Source organism: Saccharicrinis carchari, from assembly GCF_900182605.1.
GTDB lineage: Bacteria > Bacteroidota > Bacteroidia > Bacteroidales > Marinilabiliaceae > Saccharicrinis > Saccharicrinis carchari.
Genome location: NZ_FXTB01000020.1, coordinates 1 through 11,801, shown reverse-complemented (window position 1 = coordinate 11,801; position 11,801 = coordinate 1). Strand labels below are relative to the sequence as shown.

Genomic DNA, 11,801 nt, shown 5'->3' with positions numbered 1-11,801 from the left:
AAAAACGTTTAAAAAAACTGCAAATACAAATGCTCCCCAAATTGCTAATCGAATGCTTTAAATCAAAGAACTTTTTTTTACAATGAGCTATAACGTTGAGTGTATGTGGCGTTGGACATTCCGAAGTGCATAGTTTTCAAGTTAATGATATGTTTATTAAAATTACAACACTCCGATTAAAAACCTATTGACCAATGACATATACACATTGTTGGCGTGTCGTTGTTTTTTCTTTTAATCGGAAAAAGGCTTTCTGTTTACTTAACCAATCCTTAAAACTAATCTTTATTCGGTAAAGTTTCGGTTTTATAGCCGAATATTTTCCTGTCGATTCAAACAATGCGGATTGACGGTTGTAAATCAAATTACACACAAGCTGTAAATCTCATATCAGGCTTTCCGGTTGACAAGGATTTCAGTTATAATGCAGAATTTTCAGACAATCAAAATAATTGCCGGAAGCCGCAAATCAATTTATTCAGACGCTGCTCATTCTTCATAAATCTTTCAAGCTCGCTGGACATGTTCAATTAAAATACAGATTTTCAAGCAATTGAAAATTTCTTCAAAAGCTGTGAATCCGATATCAGTCTTTCAGATTGACAGGGAGTTCAGTTGAGGTGCAGAATTTTCAGGCAATCAAAATATTTGCCGGAAGCTGAAAATCAATTTATTCAGACGCTGCTCATTCTTCATCAATCTTTCAAGATCGCTGGACATGTTCAATTAAAATACAGCTTTTCAAGTAATTGAAAATTTCTTCAAAAGCTGTAAATCCAATATTAGTCTTTCAGGTTTAAAATAAGCTGCAAATAAAATTCTTTGCGTGCTGTAAATCTCAAACCCATCTTTCATATTAGCCATTTTTTCGGTTGAAATGCAGCGTTTTCAAGCTATTAAATCACTTGACAAAACTTTAAATCGAAATTTTACACAAGTTGTAAATACAAAAGCCCTTTCTCAGAAGCTTTTTTTCACAATGCACGCCAACGGTTAGTATATGGCAAGTAGGGCAGTAGAAAGCGATAAACTTTCGGGTTTGCTCTGAGCCACATTTTTATATTTTGTTTTTAACTTATTCATCTTAAAAGCCAAATTAAAAATTTGGCGGTGTTGGTAAATTGCTCTGAACTTTCGTTAACCACCGAATGCCCTATTTGCTATATACCTTGTTACCACACGTATTTATTTTCTTTTCGAGTAGTTGTTTAATTTCTTTATTGGTTCTTTAAATGCTTTTTCCATTCTAACAGACGCATCAATCAAAAATTCATTCATTTTTTGCCAATCTGTTTCTTCAAAGTAATTAACTCCATCAAGTTGATATTTAATTCTACAAGTAACATTTTCATCCATTCTTTCCCAAGTCAATTCTGCTCCAAATTCAGATTCTATTTTGTCTTTCATTTTATAAACAAAGTCAAATAGTTCCTTGTTTTCTTCTTTGCTTCCACGGTTGAAAATGATTTCACTCCTACAATATGAACTACTTGCGGCTAAATTGATATTTACACCACTCATTCCAATACCTTTTCCAATCCAATTTTCTTTTGAGGGCGAGTTATTAGAAAACAAATTGTTTTTTTGATTACTTGCATTTATAAATTGCTCCCAAAATTTCAATCTTATATGATGTCTGTTTTTTAAGGTTTCTTGAACTTCAATTTCTTCTTGAGCTTTTGTCGCAATACTTATTGCAAAATCTTCTGTGTCTTTTGTCGGTAGTATTTGCTCTACATTTAAAAATAACTGGTCATTTAACTCAAATGGTGTAACCTTAAAGCATTGAAGCCTAATTTTAAAATTCATTAACCAAAGCACAGATGATGTGACTTCTATTCTAAAATTAGCAGCGACCAAAATCAGTCTCTGTGAATTAAGTCCTTGATTTAGTAAGATTTCTGAAATTTCTCGATTATCAAAAAACTCTGATATTTTATCTTGAGCAATTGCTGTTGTTCCTAAAAAGTCTTGATAGATTTTTAAAATGTCTTGTTTGGTCAAACTTGCACAGTAAGAAGCATACTTAATTACTTGCCAAGTAACATCTTTGCCTGAATCATCAAGTTTGTTTTCAATTATTACTAAGTTTCCAAGCTTATCTAAAGCAAGTAAATCAAGTCGTTCGTTCGTTTCGCTAAATCCACTAAATTCTTTTTGAATTATTAGTAATTCTTCTCCAAGTGAAGTGGGATTATTGGCAATCCATTCTTGCAAGTGTTCTCTTTCTCTAAATTTCAATTCAGAAAACGACTTTTGTTTCAATTTAGATATTCTATTTTTCTCTCGGTCAATTATGTACATTCAGTTTTTTCTTATGTGTGGTAACGGACAAGTATATGAAACGTTTGGCATTTCAAAGTGATTCCCTATCAAACCGTTGCGAAGTTTATTAAATGTATTGCCCTTAAAAATAGTATTTTCTGCCAAATGTTTTATATACAGTGTTGTGTTTTCGTGCTTTATTCTAGCTGTCAATCCGTGCGGTGGGGAGACATGCTCTTTAAGCAAATTTGGCTGTGCAGTTGATATGTGCGTTTGCTAAATGTGCATGGCTCTAAGGGCTGGGCATATCAATAATTTCAAATTTATCAGCCAGAATCTGCTTGGAATTATTGGATAACTCAGGTACATTTATCAATAGATTTTCTCTTGCTCGGCTGCATGCAACATAATTAACTCTATGGTCTTCATTTGCTATTAAATCAGGAGTTAAAAGAAACGCTAAATCACGTGTTTCAACATATTGCCTACCGAATCTGCCTTTTACAACGACTAAAACATTATCGAACTCATCACCTTTAGCTTTATGTATGGTACGATGAATACTTTCATCTTTCAACAACCTTATCGACAATGCAATATCCTTATATGTTGTTTTTTTGTAAAAGCTTTCAATAGCGGTCATATTACCATTTTTTCCTTCCCTAATCTTTGATATTGAAATGAATGGCTTCAAACTTAGACTTTGATAATAATCCCATAAAGTCATATTAGTTATAATGCTGTATTTATTGAGCGAAGCCTTTAAAAATGTGAGTGAAATTTTTTGACCTTTAAAATCATCTTGTTTTCTAAAATAATAACTTAATTCTTTAATCGCATCTGAAAAAAGTTGCTGCCGTGCGAATTCGATTGCTTTGATTGAAGAAATTATCAGTCTTTTTCTTTTACTATTTGAGTCTGCTGAAAAATGTTCTTCTACTAATATATTTGCAGGATTATCAATATCAATCCTTTTACGCATAGCATTTGCTGTTGGAACCATATACGAGAGAGTCACAACATTATCTTTACCTAATAAATTGTCACAATACTCCAATGCTTGAATGCTATTGCCTACAAGAATTTTTGGAGTATTCCCGTTCTTGTTCTCTGGACTTTCTTGTTCTAGGTCTGTACGTATTGATTTTAATACTTTTAAAATTTGATTCGTACTTCTCCAGTTATCCTCAATCTGATATATACTTAAAGAAGGTAATGTAAAATCAATAAACTGTTGCATGCTCGCCCCCTGAAAACTATAAATAGATTGTGCTGTATCTCCAATTACTCCAATAATAGTTTCTTTAGCTGCAATTTCTTTGACAATCTGGGTTTGAATTGGACTAGTATCCTGAAATTCATCAATGAAGAAATAGGGAAATTTTGCTCTTAATACTCTTAATACATTTGAATCTTTATTGATTATTTCCCAAGCAAATGCAAGAATATCATCATAATGCATTATTCCTTTTTCCCAAAAGAACATTTTATACTTGATTAGACTTTTATGATAGATATTGTTTTTGTTTTTAATCCTAAGATTACATTCATTACCTGAAATTTCCCAATAAACTCTTTTCATGTCATTTTCCGAAACATACCTTCTAGGCAAATCAGTTTGACTATAATAGCCCTTTGAAAAAATATGTTCAAAAGGATTTTCAATTTTAGCGGGGTCAAGATTAAATTTTTCTTTGATTAAAAAGAGGTAAGGTTTAACAACATGAGTAAAAAGGAAACTGTGTATTGTACTTATTTCAAGATGGTCTTTTTCATCTTCTACTCTTCTAATTAGTGTGTCAACCCCAACATTGGTATATGTTATGCAGGCAATTTTTCTATTTCTAGATAATCTACAAGAGTTACTAAGTACATTTTTAACATGATTAACAAGAAATCTTGTTTTACCAGCTCCTGGACCAGCAATAACTTTAAAATGTTGTTCTATATCGATATTAGTGTTAGCAGTTATTCGCATATCCAGTTAATTGCTTGTTTGATATAGGTTGGTGTCTTAAAACCAACAGGATTATCTTTTTCAAGATTCGTTTGTAATATTTGAGCAAGTTCATAGGCATTCTCTCCCTTTGTGAGGGAGTTCAAGTACCTTGAAGCAATAAGATGTTTCTTCTTTTCCTCAGTATCAATGCCAGATGCACTTATTGCATTTTTGATTCTATTGTTCTCTGAACCTCTTGAACTGAAAATAGTTAATAGTTCGTCTAAGGTCTTTCCTTTATTATATTCATCAATTAGTTTTTTCAACTCAACCTTATTGGCAATTTTTTCTCCGATAAAAACTTCAGTTTGAAGGTTTTCAAAAGCAATTGCATACTCAAATGTTTTCCCAACACCCTTTTGCTGTGAGAAACTTCTGATATTCGGATGCTTTGATTCTGCATAATCATCAACTAAAGAATTGGAACATTCTTTAAATTCAACTAAATCATCACGTTTTTCAAATGGATAGCACTTTTCATTTTTCGTGTCATCATCAATGGTATAAACTGGGTCTAAATCCGTGATGCATGTTATTTTCTTATTTATTGTATTAGGTTTTTCCGAATCAAAAAGTTTTAAGAAATGCTTAAAATATCTACCTCCAATATTAATCACAGAAATATGCTCATCTTCAAAGCTTTTATTTTCATAATTTGCAAATACAGGTAATAATAGCTGTTCTGTAATTCCTTCCACAAGGACTACTTTTTTCGAGAACAACATGTCCGATTTTGTAGCATCCAAGAATCTTTGAACATATGCTTTTGAATCTGTTTCAGTTGTGCCAAATACTTTGCCTAAATAGGCTACATTTAGTTTTCCCTTGTCATCCCTGTTGAAACAAATGATGTTATCTAGATTTACAGCTGCTGTAATGTTTGGGGAATGAGTCGTTATAAATATCTGCTTAGCCTTTTCTTTATTATTTTCATATAAAAACTTTAAAAACTTGTACTGCATAGCTGGATGCAAATGAGCTTCAGGCTCTTCAATTGCTAAAATTGGAAAAGTTTTGGAATTACTCCCCAAATAATCTCCTGAAGCATCTTTTTGCATTTTAGCCAATAGAAGAGAGATATAAATAAGATTATTATAACCTAATCCATTATGAGTTGCAGGGATTGTAATCCCTGTTTCATGCTTTACAATTAGTTTCAAAGCTGAATATAGTTCTGTATCTAAGATATGACCTTCAAAATCAGGTTCTGATTTTTCAAAAGAAGCTCCTGTATCACTGGCATACGATAGCATCTCTTTTTTCCCTGATTCCATTCTTGTCTGTAGCTGCTTAATGAGCTTTTTTGCCTCTTCTGTGAAATCTTTTCGCTTTTTAGCAATTTGTTTTTGTTGTTCTTTTTTTTCAATCTTTGCATCGTTCTTGATGTCGTAATCAATAAAAAAATCAATTACTTCACGTAATAAAGTATTTTTACCTGTAAATAAGTCCCTATTGACATCTCTAATAGCATCTAAGAATTGATAGTCAATTTTTTTACTAGTTTCAGAGTCAACAACATTTTTATACTCAGGATTCCCACTATAGATTTTGCTTGTATATTTTCTTAGAAATTGATGCTTAATTGCTAACCAATAATTTTCAATATCATCTGATGCTATCAATTGCATCTCTTTTTTATACTCATCATGTTCCTTTTGTGGAAGATAAAAGATGTAAGTTAGTTTTGCTGAGTAAGGAGAATTTAATTTAGTTAACCAAGTTGAAGCTGTAACTAAATCATCAGAAAACTCTTCTTCATTTTCTGATTCAGAAAAACTCAAACTAATTTTCACTTTTGGAGGTTCATTAATTAAGTCCGCTATCGTCATATTCTTATTGAAGTCATCAACTTCAAGTTTCTTGCTTCCTCCAAAATTCAAAACTAAATCTAGGGCTTTAATTAGGTTTGATTTTCCAGAATTATTATGACCGATAATTACATTAACTCCATCTGTAAATTCTATGGTGCATCCTTTTGCTTCATCATTTTCATCTTTAGTCGATTGAAAATTTCTGAAGTCAAATATTTCTATTTCTGATATGTACATTTTATAATCTGTATTTTGAGTGCGTTGGCAAAAATTTGGCTCTTTTGCAAGCTGAAGCGTCAGCTAGTGGGATTTGGGCTTGCAAATGTGCCAAATGTGCGTTGGCTTTAGTTGTACGGTCTTTCTTTGCATGAAACACAACGTTCGGTACAAGAATAGTAGCCGAATGCGTACCACAAACTTTTCAAGCTACAGAAAGGCCAAAGCGGGCTGCAACCCCTGATTTTACTGCGGTTTCGGCTATTATTTTTGTACATTGTTGTAGCGTCGTTATTTTTTATTTAAGTTCTTTTTCAGGTCTTGCTAAGTCAAGATAGTCCTCGAACTTATTTCTAATTCTATTTCTTAAATAATTCCCAATTGGGTAACATATTAATCCAAAAATAATAAATCCAATACCCACGCCAAGCGCATCTTCATCTGTCTTTCCGAAATTAGTAGAAACTAAAGCAATCATACCTATTAATGGAAATAGCAGTCCAAAAAGTGAAAAAATAGAATTTGGTCTAACTAATACTTCAACAGTAACTCCGTTTTTTGAATCCTTAATTTTTCCTTTTAAGTATGCTGGGTCATTTTCAAAACTGCGAATATAAATTCCAATTGTCCATTTGTCAGTCGCTTTAAAGTCTTGTTCTGATGTAAATTTTCCAGATAAATTAAATTTGAAACCTTTCTGACTAAAAATGCTACTCAGTCTTGATTTAAAATCTTGAGCAGACATTTTACTTCGATACTCAATTCTTTGAAAATTTAAAACTTTGTCAATCATGTAGTATTTTTCTACGTTAGGTTTTGTAATGCGCTACAACGGTAACTGTAAGTTGCGTGGCGGTTACGGTGTGCTTTCTTTTCAGCCTGAACAGAAGCACATGCGAAAAAATACGCGCCAAAAACGCACGAACCCCGCCATGAAATTTACAGAATGTTATAGCTCGTTGTTTTTCTCTTTCATTCAAAAAAAGGCTTTCTGTTTACAAAACCATTCCTTAAAAATAATATTTATTCGATAAATAACTAAATCCTGAATCACATAATCCATTGGTCATTGAAAGTCTTTGGTTTGACGGCTGCTAATCAAATTCTTTAAGTCCTGCTAATCCCATATCAATCTTTCAGACGCACCGGCGTTTTCAGTTAAAATTCAATTTATCAAGCAATTAATCGTTCGCCGGAACCTACAAGTCAATTCTTCTCGCATGCAAATTCATCCAGTCTTGCAGACCTGCTGCTGTGTACAGTTGAAATCTGGTTTTTCAGGTCGTTACATTTTTTCTCCAAGGCTGTAAGTCCAATTCTTACAAGCTGCAAATCCATTCAGTCTTTCAAACTTATCGATGTTTATAATTGAAATTCAGAGTTTTCGAGCGGGGAAATCATTTCCCAAAAGCTGAACATAAAATCCATTCAAGCTGTCAATCCTTTGTCAGTGTTTCTGTTCGGCCAAAGTTTTCTATTGAAATACGAAGTTTTCAACCAGGAAAAACGTTTAAAAAACTGCAAATACAAATGCTCCCCAAATTGCTAATCGAATGCTTTAAATCAAAGAACTTTTTTTACAATGAGCTATAACGTTGAGTGTATGTGGCGTTGGACATTCCGAAGTGCATAATTTTCAAGTTAATGATATGTTTATTAAAATTACAGCACTCCGAATAAAAGCCTATTGACCAATGACATATACACATTGTTAGCAAACGTTATTAATTATTTCTTAGTTTTTTCACAGAAACTACCGAATAATTTAAATTTCGTAATTGATTAATTAACCCATTTTCTCCACCTAGATGACCCGCGCCCACTGCAATGAAGCTTGAATTGTTTTTAATCAAATTGGGAATTTTTTTCATCCAAAAGTTATTACGCTCATCAATTAGCATCTTTTCCTGTATTTCTATAAAATTGCCATTCCCCAAGAACGACATAATCATATTATTATGTCGATTGACTTCTTTTTGTTGTTGTCTTAATAAACCTAAGTCTTGTTGTAGATATAACGTCAATAATTTGTTCGTATATTCCTTTTGCAAAGAGTCTATTTCTTGATAATTCTGAATATAATAAATCATAAATTCTACCTCAGACTTATAGCTCATTATTGGAAGGCGACTATTTATAGAGTCATTGAGCTTTTGGTATTCCTCCATTGAATCTAATTCTTCAATGTCCATGTTATACTTATAGGCTTGTTGTTGCAAATAGATATCAAGGATTATTGTTCTAACAGAATCATTGTCAGAATTATCTTTACTTGGGAACTTATTGTCTTTAGCATTCTTTTGAGATTGATATTTTATAAAACTCACTGCTTGTACAGGCCTAAGATTCCATTCTCTAATAATTCTAAGGGATTCATCTTTGTTGATAGCTGAGTCTAATATGCTTTTTTGTTCATCTGTCAATAAATTTACATACGTTGAATCTGTGTTAGGCCAGGGTTTTAAATAGCTATTCGATTTTGAATCTTTCTTTTCCGTGAGCAGTTTGACAGCTTTCCTTAAATCCATTTCGCAAATGAATTGGTCAGTGGATATAAAGATTGAATCAAAAGACTGAATTGAATCAAGAACAGATATCCCTCCTTGTTCATGAAATGTACCAAATAAAAAGGAAGCGGATTGAATACCATTTCCTGTAATTTTCCATAACAATCCATGTTTAGGTAATGATTCTTGTTGATCGTGCTTCCCATTACAGCCAAGAAATATTAGAAAAGCGATGATTAATAGCAGATTAGTTTTCATAAGTTATCGTGTTGTTGTTTGTTCTTTAATGTTTGCTAACGTTGAGTACAAGAATAGAAGCCGTTTGCAGATTCCAAACCTTTCAGCCTAAACGAAGGTTGATGCGGGATGCAACCCTTTAAATTACTGCTATTTCGGCTTTTATTTTTGTACATTGTTATAGGGCGTTTTTAATTTACTTCATCTTCAATGTCAGAGATTCCATTCAAGTTAAAGTGCTGATTTGGTGGCGCTGGTAATCTTAAATTCCAAGGCATATATCTTTCAAACCTAATTCTGATAGGTAAAAGTTTGTCAAGTTTAGCTTTTTCATGCGTGTCTAAATTATTATAATCCGTGTCATATAAGTATTTAGACCATTTTTCTCGTATTTCAATAAATGCTGATTCTGTTGTTTTAATAATCTCGGAATAAAATTTTTGATTTGTATTCCTAGATATAATATCAATAATTCCTTTTGAACGAATAAAGTCTCCGAAAAAGTCGGATTTAAATATCTCCTTCTCTGGTAAGTTTTGCTTGTTATCTGGATTTTCAATTGCATAAACCAATGAGTCTTTTAATTTCGAGATGTCAATTTCCTTGTTTTCAAGTAGAATTTTATTTTCTGAATTGACTAACAATTCAATGCAATTACAGTTACAAAAACAATGATAGTTTTTAATGTTTTCTCTATCCCACATTTTTCGCAACGAATCACTAATTGCAATGATTAGAGGTGAATGAGGATTCATAATTAAATATTCTTGATAGTGCTCAATTGAGTTGTTACCAATAATTTTTTCAATATTCTGACAATGGATATTTTTTGCAGTCACGAACAGAATAAATAATATATAAAAAGTATGTCTCATATGGTTTTTTTAAATGCCCTATAACGGTTTGTATAAGAATAGTAGCCGACTGCGGAACGCGGATTTTTCAAGTCACAACTAAATTTTATGCGGGCTATAATTCTCATATTTACTACTATCTTGGCTATTATTTTTATACTTTGTTACCTGCTGGCTATTTTATCATTTTTATAAATTCTGTCGAAAATTTCTCTGCTAATTCACGACTATTGTCAACTGAAATTGTTTCTTTATTCCATCGAGCTTTGTTTGTCCAATTATACGAACCGTGAATCACAGTCTTCATATCAATGATACAGAATTTATGATGCATAATATTTTTATAAATACCTGTTGGTTCAGCTCTTTTAGTCTCAAAGTATTTTTCATATTCAAATCCGTAATTTTTGTTGATATCATCATTTAAAACCACAAGTCTGACATTAATTCCTTGCTTTTGCTTATTAAATAATTCACGCATTAAAACTTTGTCTGTGAACCAAGCCACAGCAATCCAAATGGAAAATTTTGCATTACTTACCTGTTCAATAATTTGATTCTGTATATCTTCAAAATGAATTTCTACTTCTATTTCCTCTGGCAAATCAGCTCCGATTATTTTATACCTACCATCAATGTCTTCAAGGCGGTATCCATCTTGTTGAATTAATGGATTCATTTTATCAACTGACTCTTTAATTACCTTTGAATTATCAATTGCAAAATGTCTTGGGTCAAAAACTATTTCCAAAAGATTTACCATTTCCTTTGTGCCATTTATTTCATATAGCTTTTCTAATACATAATCATTTCTACTCAAAGATTTGGGCATACCGCCATCTTGAAATTTATATACATCCTTAAAACCTACTTTATTGAAAAGTTTTAAAATATTGGGTCCCGATAAACGAGGTGTTAAACCATTGTCTCCTGAAATAAATTCTTTAATACTTTCTATTGTAAGGTCTGATAGTTTCATTAAATAAGTTCTCGTTTATTTTAATACTTCTTTAATTTCTTCGATTGAATATGGCTCTTTCCGTTTATGAATCATTGCGTGGCAATTCGGGCAAACAGGTCTCAAATCTTGAATTGGGTCAATTTTATATTCCTTTCCAATGTCAGCTACTTGTTTTAAATGGTGAACATGAATGAATCCTTTTCCTAACTCTCCGTATTTTTTTTCAAAGTCAAGTCCGCAAACAGAACAAGAAAGACCATAATATTGAATACAAGTTTTTCGTGCAAATGGATTTCGTTCATATTTGGTTACCAAAACTTGATTTGGTGTCCCTTCTGTATATACTTTTTGTTCGTCTTTTTCTGTTTCCTTAAATGGATTATGTCTGATTTCTTGTGTTGTTAAAAAGTCAAACCATACAGATTCTAATTCGTCTGTTACTTCTTGATGAATTTCAATACCTGATGATTGAGGTGTCCAATTTACTTTTGCTAAATCTCCTTGTTTTAATAAATCAAGACTTAATAACGGTTCTTTTTCAGGGTTTAGAATTACTTCAAAATCAATCATAACTCTATTCACTAATCTGTCAGAACCGTCCCAATGTGGTGAGAGAAATACGGGTGAAACAACGAATCCTGCTCCCATTATCCCTTTTGGTTCTTTTCCAAGTCGAATAAGGAAAGCTCTGTCGCCTGGTTGGATTTTTTTATGACTTACAACACTCCATTTTTCAGACGCACGACCTGTTTGCTCTATTTGGTCAATACTCTGTTCAAGAGTTGTCCAATTCCATTTTTTAGGATTCCATGCGAATAAAAATGTTTTCATATTGTCGGTTTTTCAGCTTGCAGGTAACGGTAACTGTAAGTTGCGTGGCGGTTACGGTGTGCTTTCTTTTCAGTCTGAACAGAAGCACATGCGAAAAAATACGCGCCAAAACCGAACGAA

Annotated in this window: 8 protein-coding genes; all 8 read right to left on the bottom strand. The window is 32.3% G+C overall.

Annotated features, from left to right (window positions below):
• Window positions 1-1,185: 1,185 nt before the first annotated feature.
• The 8 genes from FN809_RS17490 to FN809_RS17455 all read right to left on the bottom strand — a co-directional run bounded on the left by FN809_RS17490 (window position 1,186) and on the right by FN809_RS17455 (window position 11,681).
• Window positions 1,186-2,304 (bottom strand): DUF4268 domain-containing protein, encoded by a 1,119-nt coding sequence (locus FN809_RS17490; protein WP_142534840.1) that lies wholly within the window; start codon window positions 2,302-2,304, stop codon window positions 1,186-1,188.
• A gap of 253 nt (window positions 2,305-2,557) precedes the next feature.
• Window positions 2,558-4,243 (bottom strand): UvrD-helicase domain-containing protein, encoded by a 1,686-nt coding sequence (locus FN809_RS17485; RefSeq protein ID WP_142534839.1) that lies wholly within the window; start codon window positions 4,241-4,243, stop codon window positions 2,558-2,560.
• Window positions 4,234-6,312: an ATP-dependent nuclease gene (locus FN809_RS17480; protein ID WP_142534838.1), complete on the bottom strand. Its 2,079-nt coding sequence runs from the start codon at window positions 6,310-6,312 to the stop codon at window positions 4,234-4,236. Before FN809_RS17480 ends, FN809_RS17485 begins: the two co-directional genes overlap by 10 nt.
• 277 nt (window positions 6,313-6,589) lie before the next feature.
• On the bottom strand, window positions 6,590-7,084 hold the full coding sequence (locus tag FN809_RS17475; RefSeq protein WP_142534837.1) for a SoxR reducing system RseC family protein: 495 nt from the start codon (window positions 7,082-7,084) through the stop codon (window positions 6,590-6,592).
• 931 nt (window positions 7,085-8,015) lie between these two features.
• A complete protein-coding gene (locus FN809_RS17470) occupies window positions 8,016-9,056 on the bottom strand; it encodes a TraB/GumN family protein (RefSeq protein WP_142534836.1) in 1,041 nt (346 codons plus the stop codon).
• 170 nt (window positions 9,057-9,226) lie between these two features.
• Window positions 9,227-9,910 (bottom strand): hypothetical protein, encoded by a 684-nt coding sequence (locus FN809_RS17465; RefSeq protein WP_142534835.1) that lies wholly within the window; start codon window positions 9,908-9,910, stop codon window positions 9,227-9,229.
• A gap of 154 nt (window positions 9,911-10,064) precedes the next feature.
• A complete protein-coding gene (locus FN809_RS17460) occupies window positions 10,065-10,868 on the bottom strand; it encodes a phospholipase D-like domain-containing protein (protein WP_142534834.1) in 804 nt (267 codons plus the stop codon).
• 15 nt (window positions 10,869-10,883) lie between these two features.
• Entirely contained in the window at window positions 10,884-11,681 is a 798-nt protein-coding gene (locus tag FN809_RS17455) for an HNH endonuclease (RefSeq protein WP_142534833.1), read from the bottom strand.
• Window positions 11,682-11,801 lie beyond the last annotated feature (120 nt).